This window comes from Paenibacillus sp. FSL H7-0756, from assembly GCF_038006765.1.
Classification (GTDB): Bacteria; Bacillota; Bacilli; order Paenibacillales; family Paenibacillaceae; genus Paenibacillus_AQ.
Genome location: NZ_JBBOVT010000001.1, coordinates 1,934,724 through 1,955,738 on the forward strand (window position 1 = coordinate 1,934,724; position 21,015 = coordinate 1,955,738).

Consider the following 21,015-nt stretch of genomic DNA (forward strand, 5'->3'; position numbering starts at 1 on the left):
ATACGAAGGAAAGCTTTTGAAGGAGAGATACTATTGACAAGATTTATGAGAGCGCTTTCAATTTATCCCAAACTTGTTATGGCTTTCTTGCTTGTTATTATTCCGCTCTACCTGTCAGGGCTGATCATGAATCAATCCGGGCAAGAGGTTGTCCAGAAGCAAATCTCGGAATCCATGGCCAGCCGTGTCCATTTCTATCTGACTTCGCTGGAGACAGAGCTGACACGGCTTACGCGGCTGAAGCTGGAGTATGTCAATGATGACGACCTGCTCTTGCTGGCGACGGTTCCGGATCAGTTGAATGACTACGAACGAATCCGCGCCTTATTATCTGCCAAGAACAAATTGTATTTGCTCAAAAGCTCCAGCCCGTTCGTGGAGAACGTTAAGCTGTATATTCCCTCCATGGACAGAAGTATTAATGCCAACAATTTCGACAGTGCGATGCCGCCTGAAGAGCTGGAAGAACTTCTGAACCCGGCCCATATGAAATCGCCGATTTTCGGTTTGGGGGAGAAGCTGCTGATGAGCGGGGTGTATCCTGATGCTGTGTACGCCGGCCGGCCGCCTGTGCTGGCCATTGAGATTCAGCTGTCCCGCCCGGAAATTCTCCGTGCACTCTCCAGCATGGCCGAGGGGGAAGGCGGCGGAGCAGTATGGATGGATACGGGCGGGCAGTGGCAGATTGCTTCCGGTGTGGAGGACTCGCTGCTGGCTGCGCTCGGGGAAGGTCTGCAGGGTGATCTGCTCAATGAAGGCGGCACATCCGGTCAATACCGGCTGGAATCAGAGGGGGTTGACTATTTTGGAGCCAGTGAATATTCACCGCTGCTAGGGACGACGCTGGCTGTTTTTGTTCCTGCGGAAACGGTCCTTGAGCCTCTGAGTAAGCACCGGCGCTGGATTTGGGGGGTATCGCTGATCGCTTTGCTGCTCGTCGTAGTTTTCTCCTACTGGATTTACCGCTTTATTCATAAGCCGATGAGGCGGCTGATTACTTCCTTCCGGAGAGTGGAGAGAGGGGACCTGAGCGTCAGGCTATATCACGGCAATCAGGATGAATTCAATTATGTGTATAATCACTTCAACCACATGCTGGAACGGATTCAGGAATTAATTCATGAAGTGTATGAGCAGAGAATCCGATCCCAGCAGTCTGAGCTGAAGCAACTGCAATCGCAGATTAACCCCCATTTTTTCTACAACACCTTCTTTATTCTGCAGGGTCTTGTCCGGATGAGGGAATTTGAAGTAGCCGACCGGATGCTTCGTCATCTCAGCGGTTATTTCCAATTCATCACACGAAATGGGGCGGAGCAGGTCAGTTTGCTTGCTGAGATGAAGCATGCCTGGTCCTATGTGGAAATTCAGAACATCCGCTTCTCCGGTACGGTCATATCCGAACTGGAGCCCATACCTCAGGGATGGGAGTCTTCCATGGTGCCCCGGCTCATTGTACAACCATTAATTGAGAACGCCTATGCCTACGGATTGGAGAACAAGCTGGCAGGAGGAATTCTGCGGGTATCCTTCCGGGAGGAAGGAACGGACCGGCTTGTTATCGGGGTTGAGGATAACGGCGAAGCGCTGGACGACGGAAAGCTGGAGGCGCTGCGAAGAACGCTGACTCTGGCTGAAGAAGCTATGGAAACGACAGGGGTCCTCAATGTGCACCGCCGGCTTCAACTGAAATATGGGCCGGAGTTTGGAATTGAGGTTTCACGCAGCGAGCTGGGCGGGTTGAAGGTGCTGCTGAGTATGAGACGGGAAGAGGGGGAACAGCCATGATCAGACTGCTGATTGTCGATAACGAACGGTGGATTGTGCAGAACCTGCTTGATTTGTTCGGGCATTGGGACAAGCTGGAGCTGGAGGTATACGGCGTGTATTCCGCAGCGGAGGCGCTGGAGCTGCTGGGAAAGATGAAGTTCGATATTGTATTGTCCGATATCCGCATGCCGGGAATGGACGGGATTGAGCTGCAGCAGGAAATCAGGCGTCACTGGCCGTGGTGCAAAATTATTTTCTTGAGCGGATATGATGAGTTTGATTATATACAGCAGGTCATGCGCGGCGGCGGGGTGGACTACCTGTTAAAGACGGAGGGCGAGGAAGCGATTCTTCATGCCGTGGAGCAGGCTGCTGCGCAGCTGGATGCCGCGGTGGAAGCAGAGGAGCTGATCGGCCGGGCTCACCGGCAGCTTCAGCTGGTCCGTCCGCTGCTGCTGGGCGATTATTTACTGGAGCTGCTGCAGGGAGACAGCCCGGTCTTAAGCCAGCTTGCACATAAATTTCATGAGCTTGAGTGTCCGCTGGATGCCGGCTGCGGCGTATTGCTCACCATCGGACGCGTGGATGATTGGCGGGATGAGCTCAGTGTGGCAGACAGGGAGCTGATGCTGTACGCTATCCGGAATATTGCCGAGGAATACTGGCACCCCTCCGTCCGCTGCCTCAGTCTGCGTTATGACAAGAACAAGCTGTTATGGCTGCTGCAGCCCCTGAACGATGCTCCGGAGGAAAAGAAGCGGGCAATCCGTTTCATTCACGGGACGCTGGAGACGATCGCAATGTGCTGTAAGCGGCTGCTGAAACTGCGGATCTCTTTCTCAGCCGGTGCAGTGTTTCGCCCCTGGGAGGATGCGCCCCGGCAGTTCAGCACCTTGAAGGCATTGCTGGGCCGGGGACTGGGCATGGGCAAGGAGCTTGTCCTGATCGAAGAGTGCAAGGAAATCGGCGATGCTTCGCTGGAGACGGAACTGCATAATCATGAAGTCAGCAGCCAATTGGGTAAGCTGGGGGCCATGGCGGCTTATTTGGACAACGGGCAGCAGGAGCATTTCTTTCTCGAATTCGGCAAACTGGCGGCCTTGGCCTCCCCGCAGCGCGGCACCGGTCACCGGCTGAAGCTGGAGATCTACTATTCCCTCATGTGTTTATTTCTGTCTTATATGAACCGCTGGGAATTGCATGAGGTCATCGGAGACTCCATTGATTTGGACAAGCTGACAAGATATGAGGCTCACCTGTCCTGGGATAGCGCAGAAGCCTACTTATCGGCGCTGGCTATGCTTTTGTTTGAACAAAAGCAAAATGATCAGGTCTACCGTGAGCATGATTTAATCACCCGCGTCCGGCTGTACGTAGAGCACCATTTGGCCGGGGATTTGTCGCTCACCAGGATCGGTGATGTCGTAGGCTACAATCCGTATTACTTGACCCGGTTGTACAAACGCTTAACGGGCCAGTCGTTGGCAGATTACGTGGCAGACTCCCGGCTCACGGAAGCCCAGAAACTGCTGGAAGGCGGCAGCCTGATCGTTCAGGATATTTCCAAAGCGGTCGGCTTTATGACGGAGCAATCCTTCTACCGTTTTTTCAAGAAGGAGACTGGTATCACCCCCCAGGAATACAGAGAGAGGCATGCATTATCCAAATCGGATAATCAAAAGTGAAAATCGGCGAGTAGAGGGGCGAGAGGAAGCCAGCCTATAATAATGCTAAATAAGGCGAACTTTCACGCGGACCCACCAAGATTCAGGGGGGATAAGAAGTGAAGGGAAAGAGATGGGCAGTCTTGACGTCTTACGGAATAGTGTTGTCGCTTTTGTTGAGCGCGTGTAGTCCCGGAACGGGCGGAGGTTCGAATACTGAGGAAGCTTCCAGACCGCCGGATGAAGGGCAGCACAGCCAGCAATATGAAGCCGATCCGTTCGGGACATACGATCCGCCGGTTCAGCTTCACATCGCGCGTCCGGTTGACCAGAGCTGGACCTATCCCGGCGGCGACAGCATCGAAGATAATATCTGGTACCGGGAGTACCGGAACCTGCTGGGAATTGAAATTATACACGATTGGACCGCCTTGCCGGGCGAATACAACCGTAAGCTGAATGTCATGATCGCCTTGGGCAGTCTGCCGGAAATGTTCTCCGTCTCGGCCGCCCAGCTCAAAGGGCTGGCGGATGCGGATCAGCTGGAAGATCTGACAAAGGTCTACGAACGCTATGCTTCAGACCGCACCAAAAAGCTGCAGATGGGAGACGGCGGTGCAGCACTGGCTTCAGCCACATTCAATGGCAAGCTGCTCGCTATACCCATCGTCAATGCTCCCATCTATGAAGCCAATCTGCTGTGGGTGCGGACGGATTGGCTGGAGAGACTGGGTTTGCCGGAGCCCGGGACGCTGGAAGAGGTATTTGCGATTGCTGAAGCATTTGCCAAAGAAGATCCGGACGGCAATAACCAAGCGGATACCTTCGGCCTGGCCCTCAATAATTATCTGTATGGCGGCTTTGCCTCGCTTACCGGGTTCTTTAATGCCTTTCATGCCTATCCGCAGACCTGGATCAAAGAAGGGAACGGCCAAGTCATTTACGGCTCCATACAGCCGGAGATGAAGCATGCGCTGGGCAAGCTTCAGGAGATGTATAAGACCGGGCAGCTTGACCGGGAATTCGGAGTCAAGGACAGCAACCAGGTGATGGAAGATATCACTGGGAACAAGCTCGGCATGACGTTCGGCGCCAACTGGAATCCCTATGTATTCCTTGATGCCGTGCGGCACAACCCTGGAATGGAGTGGAAGCCGTTTCCGGTGCCTTCAGTGGATGGCATGCCGGCCAAGGCCAGCGTCGGCTTCTCGGCCAGCGGCTATGTCGTAGTGCGCAAAGGCTTCGAGCACCCTGAGACAGTGGTGAAAATGCTGAACCTGCATGAAGAGGTGGTTCACGGCGCAAGACGCGGCGAAGGCGAATTCATTACGATGGAAGGAGACGGCGGCGAACGAATCAACACTTCCAGACTATCCATCGTCCAATCCGGCGTATCGAACGAAGATGTGGCAGAGTCGTTGTCGTTACTCCGCGAGGCTATCCAGAACGAGGATGAGAGCCTGCTGAAGGATGCGCTCACTGAAACTGATAAATATGGGCCAGCGCTCGATTATCTGAACACCGGGAACATGGAAAATTGGGATGTTGCCCATCAGTATTTCGGTTTTGAGATCACTATGGACCACTATAGCGGCGACCGGCTGCTGATGACTGCCTTTGGCGGTCAAACACCTACAATGACTGAGAAGTGGGCCATGCTGGACCGGCTCGAGAAAGAAACCTTCACCAAAATCATTATGGGGGCCGTTTCCATTGATGAATTCGATAGCTTCGTAAAGGAATGGAACCGGCTTGGCGGCAAAGCAATTCTGGAAGAAATTAATGAACCGTAATGAGGAGCGTGAACATACAGCATGAGCAAATTATTCTACAAGCCTGAAGACGGCTGGCTGGCCGATGTTATCCCCTTTTATGAAGACGGCGAGTTCAAGCTGCTGTACTTGAAAGATTGGCGTGACAGGGAAGGGCACGGTGAGGGCACACCCTGGTTTCTGCTGGGGACCAACGATTTTATTCACTACAAGGAATATGGAGAGGTTCTTCAGCGGGGAGGGGAAGCCGAGCAGGACTTATATATCTATACGGGCTGCGTGCTGAAGAAAGACGGGCTTTATCATATCTTCTATACCGGCAACAATTTTCATTATCCGGCTCAGGGCAAAGCTCAGCAGGCGGTGATGCATGCGGTCAGCAGCGACTTCCTGCATTGGGACAAACGGCCGGAGGATGCTTTCTACGCGCCAACCGACCGTTACGAGGAGCATGACTGGCGCGATCCGTTTGTGTTCTGGAACGAGGAAGCAGGGGAATATTGGATGCTGCTTGCTGCCCGTTTGAAGGAAGGGCCTGCGGGCCGCCGCGGCTGTGTTGCCCTGTGCGCCTCTAAGGATTTGAACACCTGGGAGGTGCGCGAGCCATTCTGGGCCCCCTACTTGTATACGACTCATGAATGCCCGGATCTGTTCCGGATGGGGGAATGGTGGTATCTGCTGTACTCGACATTCTCGGACCGGACGGTCACTCATTACCGGATGAGCCGCTCGCTGGAGGGACCCTGGCTGGCCCCCGAGAACGATGCACTCGACACCCGGGCATTCTATGCCGCGAAGACCTGGACCGATGGTGAGCGTCGTTATGCGTTCGGATGGAATCCGACGCGTGAAGGCGAGCATGACGGCGGCACCTGGCAATGGGGCGGGCATCTGGTGGTGCACGAAATCATGCAGGGCACAGACGGCTCACTGCTTGTAAAAGTGCCGGAACCCTTAAATGCTGCGCTCAGTCTAGAAAGCGCTCTATCCTTCACGGAGGTGCTCGGGCGCTGGGAATTTAGCGGAAGCACAGCCGCAGCAGCGGCAACCGATTCCTTCGCCGGTGCTTATGCAGGGCCGCTGCCGGAAGGCGCCTGCAAGCTTGCGGCAACGATAACGTTTACCCCCGGTACTCGCGGCTGCGGCCTTATTCTGCGGACAGATCAGGACTTCGGGCAGGGATATATGATCCGGCTGGAGCCCGGGCGTAACCGGATTGTCGTAGACCAGTGGCCGAGAAAGGGAGATGTCCCTTACGCTATCGGCATGGAGCGGCCGCTGCCATTGCTGCCCGGAACTTCATGCTCGTTAAGCGTCTATCTGGAAGATCAGGTTTGCGTAGTCTATGTGAACGGGGAGATCGCATTAAGCACGCGGCTGTATGATTTTAAGCAGGGAGGGAAGGGATTGTTCGTAAGTGAGGGGAGTGCGGAATTCAGGCTCAGGCAGTTTGAAATGCAGATTCATTCCAATCCGGATCAAGAGAGGGGATAGGTAATGATCAATATGGTTAGAAGAACAGTGATAGTGTGTGTGGCGTGTATGCTGTTGTATAGCCTTCTGCCGGGCTTAAGTTCCGCAGATCCAATCACAGGGAAGGTAACGATTGATTCCGGCACAGCCGCCATCAACTTCACTTACGGCACGGTACAACTGGCCCGCGGCGGAAACGACGGTAAGCTGACCGGCATCCGCCATCTGGCGCAGAACAATCTGTGGAATGATGCAGCATCTTCCGCTGTTTCTGCGAAGAAGGGGCATGTCACTTATGAACACACCTGGGGCTCAGGCTCTACGCTGGCTGAACTGGAGACGACGGTTGCCCGTAAATATGACGGTACATTGACTGTCAGCCAGCATGCGGAGACAGGGCAGCCCGGCATATCGGGTGTGCAGTGGGGAATGATTGTCCCGGATACGTATGATCTGATTATTCCCGCGCTGGGAGGGATTCGGCTCACCGCCGAATCACCGGACGCCGCCTATGGCTTCTCCCAGTTCACCTATCCCGATGTGTGGGAGGCGCAGATGTTTCTTGTGCAGGGGGCAAATGGCGGACTGCTGGTTCATGCGGATGACAACGCAGGGTTCTTCAAAACCTTGCATGTGAAGCATGAGAATGGCAGCTTCTATGTTGGAATAGAGACGCAAGCGCCGGCGCCATTCCAGCAGACGGTCAAGGCGGTATCCACCGATTGGCGGCTCAAAGCCTACGCTGGTGACTGGACCAACGGCTCTACGATGTACCGGGAGTGGGCAGACGGCGCTTTCGGGTTGTCTGAATCTTCCGCGAAGGAACCGGATTGGGCCAAGGATATCGGATTCACGGTGCTGACGGATCTGGAAGACATGCCAATGCTTGAGGAGCTTGCACAGCGGGTAGATGCGGAGCGGACGCTGCTGGTCGTTCCTGGCTGGAGAGCGGACCCCTATGATGTGAATTTTCCTAATTATGAACCTAAGCCGGATATCGCTGCCAAGGTTGACGCCGCTCAGGCGCTGGGTTTCCGCGTGATGCTGTATGTTAACATCTTTGGAACATCGTTTAACAACGAAAATTATACACAGATGCAACCCTATCAGGTGAAGGACCCATTCACGCTGGAGAGGAAACGTTGGGAGTATACCGCAGGCTCGGAACAGATTTCATTTGCCGTTATTAATCCGGCAGCAGAGGCGTGGCGGGAGCTCTTCGTTGGCAAGATGACTGCCTTGGTAAATGAAGTCGGACCGGATGCGCTGCATCTGGACCAGTCGCTGCTCATGTATAACGATGCCAACGGTCTGATTGACGGCAGCAATATGATGCAGGGCAATATCGCTCTGCACCGCGAGCTGAGAGAAGCGCTGCCGGAGAATATCGCCTTGGGCGGAGAAAGCCTGAATGAAATCACGACCCGGTACGAGTCTTTTGCACAGCGTCATGCTTATGGCATCTTCGCCGCAAGCGGAACGTGGGATGACAGCAAAATCAATCAGGTGGTTCCGGCCAGCTCAGCGATCTTTGCCCCGTATACGACCATTTACGGCCATCCCGATCATGCCAACCCGATGACGGAGGACTATTACATGGCCTGGCATAAAGTCGTTCAGAATAGGCTCGGCGCGATTCCGATGCTCACCAGACCCAATCTGGGCCAGCTCGCCAATGCCACTCCGCTGATGGAGCAATTGCTGGATGAAGCGAATTGGTACCAGAGCGCACAGCCTAGAGCCGATTTTAGCAACAGGTCAAATTCCACTCTGTTTGCTTTCAAGACAGCGGGCGGCGGCAGTGCCGAATATGTGCTTGATTCCTACGGCGAGAAGCTGACTGCCTATGACGGAAATCCTTCCGGCGGGGGCACCGACATCATGCGTTATTTGTACGGGGCAGAGAGCTATCCGTTGCCGGGAAGCATACCCGGATGGGTGCTGTACGACCAGAACAGGCTTTTCGGACTGGACCCGCTTAGAACCTATCTGTATTTGAACCAGGCCCGTGATTCCTCAGCTTTCCATGTCTATGAGTGGCCGGAGGATGTGGCACTAAAGCGGCTGTCCAGCCGGTCCACCCACACTGCCATCGTTATGGAGGATAAGCTTCAGTCCGGTGATATGGATCTGCTGAATTACGACGGACCGGTCAGAGCAGGAGAGGTCATGGGAGACGGGACCGTCCATATGACCGCAGCCCCGTTCTCTACCACGGGCGGATTCTCCTATTCCTTCCCAGGAGGAGGAACCGTGCAGCACTGGGGCGACCGGATACTGGCCCATCCGCCTTATGCAGGAGCATGGCAGGGCGGACAGACATGGCTGGAATTTGACCTCAGCCTGCCGGCGGCAGCGGCAGCGAGCTTTCAAGCCGGGGTGCAGCTAGGCTCCGAGCAGAATGTTGCGAGCAGTGACGGTGTAACCTTCAAGGTATCTGCCTGGGAGAAGGCAGCAGCGCCTGAGAATCGCACGGTGCTGAGTGAAGAGCAGTTCAGCCGAAGTGCCACGCCGACCGCCGTGGAGCTGGACCTGTCGGAATTGGCGGGCAAAGAAGTGACCCTCAGGCTGGAGACGCATCCCGGTGTGACGGTAGACAATGACTCTGCCGTATGGGTCGCGCCGACGGTTGCTGTCGCAACATACGGCGGCAACCGCAGCGTAAGCTTCAAGGTGAACAGCCCGCAGCCCTTCAGTGTTGTGCATTCCACCTATGGAGCGGCTTCATCCGTAAGTCTGGGCAACAACCGCTACGAAATCACGGCACCCGCTTCGGGTACGGTATATCTGATTAACACTGTTTCTGCTCCCGTGCAGCTGCCGTTGTCGTTAAGCACGGCTCCGTATCATTCGAGCCTGGTGTTCCAGAACGGAAGCGAGGGCCCGTCTCAATCTCCGTTCGGCGGCTTCCCGGGAAGCGGCTCTGTGCTCGGGGTTGAGAAGCAGGGGCTGGATGCCCACCCGCCGCAGCACGGGCAGACGCATATTGAATATGCCTTGAATTTACCGGCAGGCACTCCGGCTGCACTGCAAGGATTCGCCGGCATCAAGGACGGCTCGGAACAATCCCAGGGCGCCGGCTTCCGGATAGCAGTGAACGGGGAGATAAAGTGGTCGCAGGATCTGATGCCGGGCGGGGCCTGGAAGCCGTTCAGTATCCCGCTGGCCGAATATGCCGGAACTTCAGTCATCATCACCCTGATTACCGATTCTTTGGGCGATTACGGATATGACAGGGCCTTCTGGGGCCAGCCGGCTCTCATTGTGCAGTAGACAGATCATGGAGAAACCGAATATGAGGGGGAAGCGAAATCATGAGAAAAATTGCCGCTTTATCGATTAGTACCGTTCTTCTGGCCCTAACAGCCTGCAGCTCGCCATCCAATACCAAAGACACCGCCACTTCCAATGGGAGTGCCACTGCCGATCCAAATAAGCCCATCGAACTGCGGGTAGGCCGATATTCCCTGCCCACCTGGGGTTATCCCGCAGGGGATGATTTTGCGAACAACATCTGGTACCGGCATTATGCTGACAAATTCAATCTGAAGGTCGTACACGATTGGACAGCTCTGCAAAATGAATACAATGAGAAGCTGAACATCGTTATTGCCTCGGGGTCGATTCCGGATATCGTCATCGAAGCCTCCACCAATCAGCTGGAAACTATGGTGAAGGCCGGGATGACAGCGGATCTGACCGATGTTTTCGAGAAGAATGCCTCGGATTTGACCAAAGAGATTCTCACCGGTGACGGCGGCCTTGCGATGGATTCGGCTACCTTTGACGGGAAGCTCATGGCATTGCCTTACACAACCTCGGTCATCTATGAGCCTAGTCTGTTGTGGGTGCGGCAGGACTGGCTGGATAAGCTGAAGCTGCCTGTGCCGAAGACCATCGACGAGGTGATCGCAGTGGCCAAGGCCTTCAAGGAGCAGGACCCGGACGGCAACGGCATCGACGATACCGGCGGGCTGGCGTTCAGCAACTGGCTGTTCGACGGGATTACCTCCACAACCGGATTCTTCAACGGTTACCATGCCTATCCGCAGAGCTGGCTGAAGGGAGAAGACGGCAAAATCACCTACGGCAGCGTACAGCCTGAAATGAAGAATGCCTTAGCCAAGCTGAGAGAAATGTATGACGCAGGCTTAATTGATCCTGAGTTCGGCATGAAGGATACGACCAAGGTAACGGAGGAAGTCAGCGGCGGTAAATACGGCATCAGCTACGGGCGTTGCTGGAATGTATACATGTACGGTACGGGCCTGGAGGGACAGCCGGATATGATCTGGACGCCAGTGGCGGCTCCGAGCGCCGACGGTGAGGATGTGTTTGCCAATGTAGGCACCACTGTGGTGAGCTATTACGCGGTGAACAAGGACTATGAGCATCCCGAAATCCTGGTCCAATTATTGAATGATTACAATGAAATGGCCTACGGCCCTAACCGGAATGATCCCGAAGTCAAGAAATTCTTTGCCTTTGAAAAAGGTCAGACCATTGTGGAACAGGGTCATTTATCGCTGGCCCGGACCCTGACAACCGACGATGCCACCGTGAAATCACTGGAATATCTGATTGAAGCGATCGAGAAGCGCGATCCCAGCAAGCTGGATCAGGCACTTACCGAGACGGGGAAATACGAGCCGAGTGTAGCTTATCTGGACGGCAAAGGGACCGGTTATATGGAATATCATCAGGTCAAAGCCTTCAAAACCATTGTGGAGGGCTACGGCACGGATCATCTGATTCCCCAGGCTTACGGAGGCACCACGGAAACGATGCTGAATAAAATGGGCATCCTCGGCGATTATGAACGTGAAATCTTCACAAAGATCATCATGGGTGCGGAGCCTATCGATGCATTCGATACTTTTGTATCCGAGTGGCACAAACTGGGGGGCCAGCAGATTCTGGATGAGATTAACGCCAGCCTGTGATGAAAGGGGGTTCCAACTGTGAGAGTTTTCCGCCTGAAGAGCCGCTTCAGACATGAATTACCGTACCATCTGTTTTTGATACCGGGGATTATACTGGCTATTCTGTTCTGTTATATCCCGATGATGGGGATTGTCATGGCCTTTCAGAACTTCAGCGTGTTCAAGGGCTGGCTTGCGGGTCCGTGGGTCGGGATGGACAATTTCAAATATATCATCTCCATGCCCCGCTTCGGGCAAGTCATGTATAACACGATCTATATCTCGGTTTTGAAAATAGTCTTTTCGTTGCTCGTGCCTATCGTGGTCGCACTGCTGCTGAACGAAATGCGCGGCCAGCGGATGAAACGGGTGCTGCAAACGGCGATGTACCTGCCTTATTTCCTGTCCTGGGTGGTGCTCGGCGGTATCATCCTGGATGTCCTCAGTCTGGAGGGGGTGATTAACAGCCTCATCCAGGCCTTTGGGGGAGAGCCGGTAGGCTTTCTGTCCAGCAACCGGCTGTTTCCCGGCGTACTGGTCACCACTGAGGTGTGGAAGAACTTTGGATTCAATACGATTATTTATATGGCTGCGCTAACCTCCATCAATCCCGATTTATATGAAGCAGCCATGATTGACGGAGCCAGCCGCTGGCGGCAGATCTGGCATGTTACTTTGCCCGGCATTCGTCCTACGATCATTCTTCTGGCTACCCTCAGTCTGGGCAATGTGCTGAACGCCGGGTTTGAACAGGTATTTATGCTAATCAATCCGCTCGTTGTCAATTCAGGCGATATCCTGGACACACTGGTCTACCGGCTGGCGTTCAATCAGGCACAGTATAGCGTAGCGACAGCTGTAGGACTGTTTAAATCGCTGGTGTCCGGAGTGCTCATTTCAGTTTCTTATTATATGGCTTATAAGTTTGCCGATTACCGCATTTTTTGAAAAGGGTGAGAAAGATGAAATATCGTTTGGACGGCAGTGCCGTGTTCGCAATTTTCAACAAACTGTTTCTCATTCTCTTGGCAATCCTCTGCATTGCGCCGATTGTCAATACGTTGGCCATTTCCTTCAGCTCAGCCTCAGCGGTGGCCATGGGGAAGGTACGGTTTTTTCCGTCGGACTTTTCACTCGACGCTTATAAATTTATCGCTACCCGTCCGGAGTTTCTGCGGTCCCTGGGCGTAGCGGTGATCCGGGTGCTTGTGGGCAGCGCCCTGCAGATGCTTATTACCTTTATTTCGGCTTATCCTCTGTCAAGGGAGAACAGGGACTTCAGCATGCGAACCTTTTATGTATGGTTTTTCATGTTCACCATCCTGTTCAGCGGAGGCATCGTTCCCCTGTACATGCAGGTGAAAACTTTGCACATGCTGGACACCATGCTGGTGCTGGTCCTGCCCACAGCACTGGCCGTCTTTAACATTGTTCTAATGATCAACTTTTTCAGAGGCTTGCCCCGGGAACTGGATGAGTCCTTCCGCATAGATGGAGCCGGACACTGGACCATCCTGTGGAAGCTGTATTTCCCTCTGTCCATGCCGGCGTTTGCGACCATCCTGCTGCTGGCTATGGTGGGTCACTGGAATAGCTGGTTTGACGGGATGATCTTCATGAATCAGACCGAGAACTATCCGTTAGCCACTTATTTACGCTCCATTATAGTCAGCTTTGATTTTACCAATGTGAGGTCTGAGGATGCCGCACTCCTGGCCAGCATCTCACCGCGTACGACCAAGAGCGCGCAGATCATTCTGGCCACGTTGCCGATCTTGTGTGTGTACCCTTTTTTACAGCGTTATTTCGTTTCTGGTCTCGTTCTGGGAAGCGTGAAGGGATAGTTCCAAAATATATTTACAGTAGGAGAAATGAATTATGCAGAAAATTGCCAGCGGGATCTATAAGCTGACCTTCGGAACACCCGAAGAAATTACACCGGTATCGGTATTGAAGCCCGACACCTGCCTCGAAGCGCTGAATGCGCTTGACGATCATCCGCTTCCCTTTACAAGGGAGGACATTCATTTTCAGCCCCGCCAAGGCTCCGTATTGCTGGAGCTTCCCTTGGACCCGAAGGAGGAGGTATACGGTTTGGGCCTGCAGCTCAAATCGTTCAGGCAGAGCGGCAGCAAGAAGAAGCTGCGCACGAACTCCGACCCGTCCGCGGATTTGGGCGACTCCCATGCGCCGGTTCCTTTCTATGTAAGCACCGCCGGTTATGGAGTTCTGGTGGACACGGCCCGGTATGCCACCTTTTTCTGCGGAGGATGCAAGCGGGTGGGCAGCCGGCAGGATCTGGAGCAGTTCAAATCGGCAGGCACCGGCAAGGGTCACTGGGAAGTGAAAAAAGGCAGCGGCAATATGCTGATCGACATTCCGGCAGCGGAAGGCGTGGATGTCTATATTTTTTGCGGCAAGGATATGAAGGATGCGGTCTCCCGCTATAATCTGTTCAGCGGCGGGGGGGCATTGCCGCCCATGTGGGGTCTCGGGATGATGTACCGCGCTGACTGGCATGCGGATCAAGAGGATGTCCTGCAGCTTGCCCGGCAAATCAGGGATGATGAAATGCCTTGCGACATGTTCGGTCTGGAGCCGGGCTGGCAGACGAACGCCTACTCCTGCACCTATGTATGGGACAAAAGCAGATTCCCGGATGAAAAAGGGCTTATCCGGGAGCTGAATGAAATGGGATACCGGCTCAATCTCTGGGAACATGCTTATGTGCATCCGGAGAGCCCTATCTTCCCGGAGCTGAGGCCCCATTCGGCAGACAGCTATGTGTGGGACGGCCTGGTGCCGGATTTCACGCAAGCCGAGGCACGCGAAGCCTTCACGGGAATTCATCAGCCATTCATAGAGGCGGGATTGTCAGGCTTCAAGCTGGATGAATGCGACAACGGCGATTATATCGGCAACTGGGGATTTCCTGATTTCGCCCGTTTTCCGGGAGGTGCGGACGGGGAGCAGATGCACAGCTTGTTCGGCCAGCTCTATCAGCAAACGATGCTCGCCCCGTTCAAGGCAGCGGACCGCCGGACCTATGGACAGGTGCGTGCTTCGCACGCGCTCGCGGCGCCTTATCCTTATGTGCTGTACAGCGACCTGTACGATCATGAAGACTTTGTACGGGGAATGGCCACCGCTTCGTTTTCAGGTCTCCTCTGGTCGCCGGAGGTTCGCCAGACCGCTACAAGGGAGGAACTGCTGCGCCGGATCGGTGCTGTGATTTTCTCGCCAATGGCTGTACTTAACTGTTATATGATCCCTTCGCCGCCCTGGAAGCAATTCGATCATGACCGTAACCATGCCGGTGAGTGGCTGGAGGACTGGCCGCAGCTCGCGCAGCAATGCAGAAAGCTGATGCAGTTCAGGATGAGCCTGATTCCCTACCTGTATGCTGCATTTGGAAAATACAGTAAGCAAGGGGTGCCGCCTATCCGTCCCTTGGTGATGGATTACCCGGAGGACCGCGAGGTGCTGGATTGCTTCGACCAGTTTATGGTGGGAGACGATCTGATGGCTGCTCCCGTTGTCTACGGCAACGGTGACACGCGTGAGATCTACTTACCCGGAGGCCGCTGGTACGAATGGCTGACCGGCGAGTGGCTGGATGGCGGACAATGGATCACGCGTCAGGTCCCAGAGGATGAAGTGCCTGTGTATATCAAACAGGGTGCGCTGATTCCTTGGGCAGAGCCCGTTCTATGTGTCCGGGATCATACGGTTTTTAATATAGAGCCTGTACTGTACGGTGCAGAAGCAGGAGAATGCTTGCTTTTATGTGATGATGCAGTCAGCTATGCAACGATTTCTGAGAGTCTGCCTTTTGCCAAAATAAAGATTGCCGGAGAAGGCATTGTGAGCATAGAGGAACAAGAACAAGAAAAAGTCTCCGAGCGCTATAGTATAGCCGGTGTGAAATACGTGCTGTAGAGAAAGGAGGGCCGCTGTGGATCTCATAGGCTTAGATATCGGATCAACAGGCACGAAATGCCTGATCATGGCTTCAACGGGTGAAGTGCTGGCCCAGGCATACAGGGAATACGCCATGGAATCACCGGCAAGCGGCTGTTACGAGCTGAATCCGCAGAAGGTGTGGGAAGCGGTTAAGGCTGTACTGGGTTCCGCAATGAACATGTATGACAGGCCTCATACCCGGCTTGCCGGCCTGTCCGTTTCTTCCTTTGGCGAGGCTGCCGTCCTCCTCGACAACGGAGGCAACGTGCTCGGGAACAGCCTCCTGTATATCGACAAGCGGGGAAGCAGGCAACTGGAGGCATTGGTGGAGCACATTGGGGAGGAGAACATCACCAGCAAGACGGGCCTTCACCCCCATCCGATGTACACCCTCTCCAAATTGATGTGGTACCGGGAAGAGCAGCCGGACATTTATGAGCGGCTTCATACATTTCTGCCGTTTGGATCATTTATTCTGTTCAAGCTCGGTGCAAGACCAGTGATCGACTATTCGCTGGCATCCCGAACGATGGCCTTTGATGTCCATCGGCTTGGATGGGATGAAGATATTATCCAGGCGGCACGGCTTAAGCGCGGGATATTTCCCGAGGCGCAGGAGCTTGGATCACGGATCGGCCAGATTTTACCCTCAGCAGCTGAGGCGCTAGGTTTGCCTGCCCATCTCCAGCTCGTGCTCGGCGGACATGACCAGGTATGCGCGGCTATAGGCGCGGGAGTTACGGAAGAAGGCTCGGCTGTAGACGGCATCGGCACCGTAGAGTGCATCACGCCCGTTTTCCGTAAAATGCAGGTCAATGACCAGGCGCTTGCCGCCAGCAAGCTGGCGCTAGTCCCTTATATTCAGGGGAAATATACCACGTATGCCTTTAATTTTACCGGAGGTTCCTTGCTCAAGTGGTTCAGGGACCAGTTCGGCTACGAAGAAAAATGCGCGGCAGATGAGTCCGGCCGAAGTGTCTATGAGATTATGGGCGAGAACGCCGGAGAAGGTCCCACTGATCTCCTGGTACTGCCCCATTTTGCCGGTTCAGGAACGCCATACATGAATCCGGCTGCTGCTGGGGTCATTGCGGGCTTGAATTTTAATACCACCAAGGGTGAGCTGTATAGAGCTTTAATGGAAGGCGTCACCTATGAAATGAGACTTAATCTGGATTGCCTGGAGCAAGCGGGCATGAGTATTGGAGAGATCAAGGCCTGCGGCGGCGGCGCCAAGTCCGGGCTGTGGCTGCAGATCAAGGCAGACATTATGAATAGGCCCATCACCGCCCTTGATATTGAAGAGGCAGGTATATTGGGCGCAATTATGTTGGCCGGCGTGGCACTGGGAGTGTTCCCATCCTTTGAGGATGCGGCGCATCGTCTGGTGAAGGTGAATACCACCTACTATCCGCGTCCGGATAACCGTAAACACTACGATGAGAATTACGCCAAATATAATCGGCTGTATCAAGCGGTGAACAACGTCATGTCATACCCATAGGAGATGTTGAAGAATGCCATTAGTGACCCTCAAAGAGTTGATGAAGGATGCCGAAGCCAAGCGTTATGCCGTCGGCGCGTACAATGTAATTAATTTGGAGATGATCCGGGGAATCATTGCTGCGGCCGAGGAGGTGAACTCGCCGGTCATTCTTTCCTTTGCGGAAGTGCATATTCCGCTTGTTCCGCTAGAAGTGATCGCTCCGGTTATACTTGCGGCCGCGAGGCAGGCACGGGTTCCGGTTGCGGTACACCTGGACCATGGCCAGGATCATGAAATTCTGATCCGTGCGATGAAGCTGGGCTTCTCGTCGGTGATGTTCGACGGCGCACATCTGCCGCTGGAAGAGAATATCCGCCAGACCAATGAGATCAGCAAGATCGCCAAGGCGCTCGGCGTTTCCGTAGAAGCCGAGCTTGGCCGGATCTTGCGTCCGGAGGGCGGCGGAGACGAGGAAGAGATAGAAGAATATGATCCGGATGATGTGTATACCAACCCCAAAGAGGCGCAAGTCTTTATTGAACATACCGATATCGATGCCCTTGCCGTCGCTTACGGGACAGCACATGGTGTTTATCTGCAAGAGCCGGTTCTGGATTTTGAACGTTTGAAGCTCATCAAGCAGCTTACCGGCCTGCCGCTGGTGATGCATGGCGGGTCCGGCCTGGATGAGGCTGCTTATGTCACCTCCATACAGTGCGGCATCCGCAAGCTCAACTATTATTCCAACATGGCGCATGAAGTGGCGAATACGCTTCAGGCGAAGTTGGCGGCCAACAGCGCGAAGCAGCGCAAAAGCTATTATCATGACATTTCCGCATGGGCTATGGAAGCGGTACAGCAGGATATTGTGAGAACGATGAGAATTTTCGGGAGTGCCGGACAAGCCTGAGGCTTACCTGCCCTTTACAGGAGGAATGGCGGTATGGCAAGACTTTATGGCAGAGAATGGACCCGGCGTGAGCTGGAAGCCAGAGTAGGCCGGATCGAGCAGCTTGGGGGAGTGCAGCCCTTTGTCATGAGAGAAGGGCCGGAGGCCGCTCAGGAAGTATTCCGTGTGCGGACCGGCTCAGGTCTCTCCTATTGGGTGCATCCCGGGAAAGGCATGGATATCTCTTTGGCTGAATTCTGCGGTATTCCGGTTAGCTGGTCTGCCGGCAACGGCGATCCCCACGCTGCTTTTTTCAGGGAAGAGGGGAATCACTGGCTGCGGACAGCTTCCGGCGGCTTGTTGATGACCTGCGGATTGTCGCAAGCTGGTGCAGCCGGTCAAGACCAGTACGGAGCCTATGGATTACATGGACGAATTCACCATACACCCGCGCGGCAGGCTGCGTATCAGGCAGAATGGCAAGGCGATGAATATGAGATGCGCCTGCGGGGAGTTGTAGAGGAAACGTCTATTTTTGGACATAAGCTGCGTCTGACCCGCACGATTACAAGCAGGCTCGGCGAGAACAGCCTTCAGCTTAACGATACCGTGGAGAATGCAGGCTTCACACCCGCCCCGCATCTGATGCTGTATCATTTCAACTTCGGATATCCTCTGCTGGCAGAAGATACAAGGATCATATTGCCGGAAAGCACATGTGCTGCACGTGATACTGATATGGAGATGTCACGGATGAATGAATGGCAGACGCCGGATCATCGGCATGCAGAACAGGTGTATTATCATGAACCCTTGTCACAGGAAACCTACATCTGCGCACAAATTAACAGCCCTTCATTTCCAATCCCCGGCGCAGCTTCTTCTGCCGGCGGCCTGACTTTAGAACTGAAGTGGAACCGGCGGACGCTCCCCAGACTGGTGCAGTGGAGAATGCCGGGAGCTGGCGAGCATGTGCTGGGACTTGAGCCGTCTAATTGCTGGACCCGGGGAAGGGCGGAGGAACAGGAAGCGGATTCGCTGCAACTGCTTGAGCCTGGAGCAGCCGTTCATTACGAGATTGAATTGAAATTCACAACGAACTGAACAAATGGAGGAATATGATATGCTGCAGGCTAAGCCTTATGTATTCTGGTTCATAACAGGGAGCCAGGGATTATACGGGGAGGATGTACTGGCGCAAGTGGAGGAGAACTCCCGGACAATGGTTGCCGAGTTAAACCGCGAAGGAGGCCTTCCGTATCCGGTAGAATTCCGGGAAACAGTCACAGCTCCGGAAGCGATTCTGCGGGTTTGTCTTGAAGCGAATTCCAGCGGAACCTGTGCGGGGGTAATCACCTGGATGCACACCTTCTCACCGGCCAAAATGTGGATCTCGGGGCTGACACAGCTGCGCAAGCCGCTGCTGCATCTGCATACCCAGTTCAATGTCGAGATTGCTTGGGACAGTATAGACATGGAATTTATGAACCTCAATCAGGCGGCGCACGGCGACCGTGAGTTCGGGTTCATCGGTGCCCGCCTGCGGATGCCCAGGAAGATTATTGCCGGTCACTGGAAGGATGAAGAGGTGCGTGCAAGAATCCGAGGGTGGATGAAGACGGCAGCGGGCTATACCGGGAGCCAGACGATGAGGATCGCAAGGTTCGGCGACAACATGCGTGATGTTGCAGTTACAGAAGGCGATAAGGTGGAGGCACAAATCAAGCTGGGGTGGACGGTCAACGGTTATCCGGCCGGCGATCTGGCTGAACGGGTTCGGAGTGTAAGCGAAGCCAAGCTGCGCCAGCTTATGGATGAATACGCCGAATTGTACGATTTTACGGATCAGGGACGTACGGATGGTGCTGAACGGGAAGCGATTCGTGAACAGGCGCGGATGGAGATTGCGCTGGGTGAATTTTTGGAGGAGGGCGGATATACAGCGTTCGTGACCAGCTTTCAGGACCTGCATGGCTTGAAGCAATTGCCTGGACTGGCGGCTCAGCGGCTGATGGCGGCAGGCTATGGCTTCGGCGGTGAAGGGGACTGGAAGACGGCTGCGCTGGTACGGATGATGAAGATTATGGCCGGTAACCAAGGCACCTCTTTCATGGAGGATTATACCTATCATCTGCAAAAAGGCAATGAAATGGTACTGGGTTCACATATGCTGGAGGTCTGTCCGTCTCTGGCTGCCGACAGACCGAGAATTGAAGTGCATCCCTTGTTTGTAGGCGGCAAGGAGGCTCCGGCGCGGCTGATTTTTAACGGAGCAAGCGGCCCCGGAATCAATGTCACGCTGGTGGATATGGGCGACCGGTTCCGTCTGATCATCAATGAAGTGAATGCCGTGCGGAATGAACACAGCATGCCTCATCTTCCGGTAGCGCGCCTGCTCTGGCAACCGGAACCCTCCTTGACCGGGGCTTCGGAAGCCTGGATTCTGGCCGGCGGTGCACATCACTTCGCCTTTTCCTTCCATACCACAAGTGAACAGCTCCGGGATTGGGCGCGCATGGCAGGAATCGAGTGTCTCGTCATTGACGCCTCCAGCACTTTGGCTTCAATTGAAAATGAGCTGCGCTGGAATGACCTGTATTACCGGTTGAATCATTAGCCGGATAAATGCTTGAGCACTCAAAGATCCGCTTCCTGCCACAATAGCAGGTGCGGGTCTTTTTGCTCCATCAATCGACAAGCGCATTGAATTGTAAGGCCGTCTACCCTATAATTAAAAACGTTATCCGGGCGCTTTAGCCCTTTAAACAGGAGGGATATCCATTATGAGCATCACCGTCAAAGATGTGCAGCATGTGGCCAAGCTGGCCCGCCTGCAATTAAGCCCGGAAGAAGAGGCTACCTTCACCGAACAAATGAATGCTATTTTACAATATGCCGAGAAGTTGAATGAGCTGGATACCGAGAACGTTCCGCCGACCACCCATGTGTTGCAGGTAAGCAATGTAATGCGTGACGATGTGGTCAAGGAGAGCCTGACCCAGGAGGCAGCTCTGCTTAACGCACCTGAAGACGAAGAAGGGCATTTCAAGGTTCCCGCTGTTCTGGAATAACCCCA

Annotated in this window: 14 protein-coding genes; all 14 read left to right on the forward strand. The window is 54.2% G+C overall.

Translation table 11 applies throughout. The annotated features are described in order from the left end of the window. Window positions 1-78 precede the first annotated feature (78 nt). Window positions 79-1,788 (forward strand): sensor histidine kinase, encoded by a 1,710-nt coding sequence (locus NST04_RS08645; RefSeq protein WP_341183923.1) that lies wholly within the window; start codon window positions 79-81, stop codon window positions 1,786-1,788. Next, the gene (locus NST04_RS08650) at window positions 1,785-3,455 is read left to right on the forward strand and encodes a response regulator (protein ID WP_341183924.1); all 1,671 of its coding nucleotides are present in this window, start codon (window positions 1,785-1,787) and stop codon (window positions 3,453-3,455) included. The genes NST04_RS08645 and NST04_RS08650 overlap by 4 nt, the downstream gene beginning before the upstream one ends. A 98-nt stretch (window positions 3,456-3,553) precedes the next feature. After that, window positions 3,554-5,227: an extracellular solute-binding protein gene (locus NST04_RS08655; RefSeq protein ID WP_341183925.1), complete on the forward strand. Its 1,674-nt coding sequence runs from the start codon at window positions 3,554-3,556 to the stop codon at window positions 5,225-5,227. Window positions 5,228-5,248: 21 nt separating this feature from the next. Beyond that, entirely contained in the window at window positions 5,249-6,700 is a 1,452-nt protein-coding gene (locus tag NST04_RS08660; RefSeq protein WP_341183926.1) for a family 43 glycosylhydrolase, read from the forward strand. Window positions 6,701-6,703: 3 nt separating this feature from the next. Further along, window positions 6,704-9,952 carry a DUF6259 domain-containing protein gene (locus NST04_RS08665; protein WP_341183927.1) on the forward strand — a complete coding sequence of 1,083 codons (3,249 nt, stop codon included), beginning with the start codon at window positions 6,704-6,706 and terminating at the stop codon, window positions 9,950-9,952. A gap of 41 nt (window positions 9,953-9,993) precedes the next feature. Next, entirely contained in the window at window positions 9,994-11,622 is a 1,629-nt protein-coding gene (locus tag NST04_RS08670; protein ID WP_341183928.1) for an extracellular solute-binding protein, read from the forward strand. 18 nt (window positions 11,623-11,640) lie between these two features. Then, complete coding sequence (locus NST04_RS08675) at window positions 11,641-12,549, forward strand: ABC transporter permease (protein ID WP_341183929.1); 909 nt, start codon at window positions 11,641-11,643, stop codon at window positions 12,547-12,549. A 14-nt stretch (window positions 12,550-12,563) separates the two neighbouring features. Further along, window positions 12,564-13,445: a carbohydrate ABC transporter permease gene (locus NST04_RS08680; RefSeq protein ID WP_341183930.1), complete on the forward strand. Its 882-nt coding sequence runs from the start codon at window positions 12,564-12,566 to the stop codon at window positions 13,443-13,445. Window positions 13,446-13,479: 34 nt separating this feature from the next. After that, on the forward strand, window positions 13,480-15,540 hold the full coding sequence (locus tag NST04_RS08685; RefSeq protein ID WP_341183931.1) for a TIM-barrel domain-containing protein: 2,061 nt from the start codon (window positions 13,480-13,482) through the stop codon (window positions 15,538-15,540). 16 nt (window positions 15,541-15,556) lie between these two features. Further along, a complete protein-coding gene (locus tag NST04_RS08690; RefSeq protein ID WP_341183932.1) occupies window positions 15,557-17,068 on the forward strand; it encodes an FGGY-family carbohydrate kinase in 1,512 nt (503 codons plus the stop codon). 13 nt (window positions 17,069-17,081) lie between these two features. Then, window positions 17,082-17,960 carry a class II fructose-bisphosphate aldolase gene (locus NST04_RS08695; protein WP_341183933.1) on the forward strand — a complete coding sequence of 293 codons (879 nt, stop codon included), beginning with the start codon at window positions 17,082-17,084 and terminating at the stop codon, window positions 17,958-17,960. Between the two features lie 33 nt (window positions 17,961-17,993). Continuing rightward, a complete protein-coding gene (locus NST04_RS08700) occupies window positions 17,994-19,043 on the forward strand; it encodes a DUF4432 family protein (RefSeq protein WP_341183934.1) in 1,050 nt (349 codons plus the stop codon). A gap of 19 nt (window positions 19,044-19,062) precedes the next feature. Continuing rightward, a complete protein-coding gene (araA, locus tag NST04_RS08705; RefSeq protein WP_341183935.1) occupies window positions 19,063-20,556 on the forward strand; it encodes an L-arabinose isomerase in 1,494 nt (497 codons plus the stop codon). Between the two features lie 166 nt (window positions 20,557-20,722). Beyond that, on the forward strand, window positions 20,723-21,010 hold the full coding sequence (gene gatC / locus NST04_RS08710; RefSeq protein ID WP_340751676.1) for an Asp-tRNA(Asn)/Glu-tRNA(Gln) amidotransferase subunit GatC: 288 nt from the start codon (window positions 20,723-20,725) through the stop codon (window positions 21,008-21,010). Window positions 21,011-21,015: the final 5 nt, after the last annotated feature.

What these genes read in the sequence shown, in the direction of transcription:
- NST04_RS08645 (WP_341183923.1), top strand. Translation starts at nt 79, where the DNA reads ATGGCTTTCTTGCTTGTTATTATTCCGCTCTACCTGTCAGGGCTGATC.
- NST04_RS08670 (WP_341183928.1), top strand. Translation starts at nt 9,994, where the DNA reads ATGAGAAAAATTGCCGCTTTATCGATTAGTACCGTTCTTCTGGCCCTA.
- araA (WP_341183935.1), top strand. Translation starts at nt 19,063, where the DNA reads ATGCTGCAGGCTAAGCCTTATGTATTCTGGTTCATAACAGGGAGCCAG.
- NST04_RS08680 (WP_341183930.1), top strand. Translation starts at nt 12,564, where the DNA reads ATGAAATATCGTTTGGACGGCAGTGCCGTGTTCGCAATTTTCAACAAA.
- NST04_RS08695 (WP_341183933.1), top strand. Translation starts at nt 17,082, where the DNA reads ATGCCATTAGTGACCCTCAAAGAGTTGATGAAGGATGCCGAAGCCAAG.
- NST04_RS08685 (WP_341183931.1), top strand. Translation starts at nt 13,480, where the DNA reads ATGCAGAAAATTGCCAGCGGGATCTATAAGCTGACCTTCGGAACACCC.
- NST04_RS08700 (WP_341183934.1), top strand. Translation starts at nt 17,994, where the DNA reads ATGGCAAGACTTTATGGCAGAGAATGGACCCGGCGTGAGCTGGAAGCC.
- gatC (WP_340751676.1), top strand. Translation starts at nt 20,723, where the DNA reads ATGAGCATCACCGTCAAAGATGTGCAGCATGTGGCCAAGCTGGCCCGC.
- NST04_RS08665 (WP_341183927.1), top strand. Translation starts at nt 6,704, where the DNA reads ATGATCAATATGGTTAGAAGAACAGTGATAGTGTGTGTGGCGTGTATG.
- NST04_RS08650 (WP_341183924.1), top strand. Translation starts at nt 1,785, where the DNA reads ATGATCAGACTGCTGATTGTCGATAACGAACGGTGGATTGTGCAGAAC.
- NST04_RS08660 (WP_341183926.1), top strand. Translation starts at nt 5,249, where the DNA reads ATGAGCAAATTATTCTACAAGCCTGAAGACGGCTGGCTGGCCGATGTT.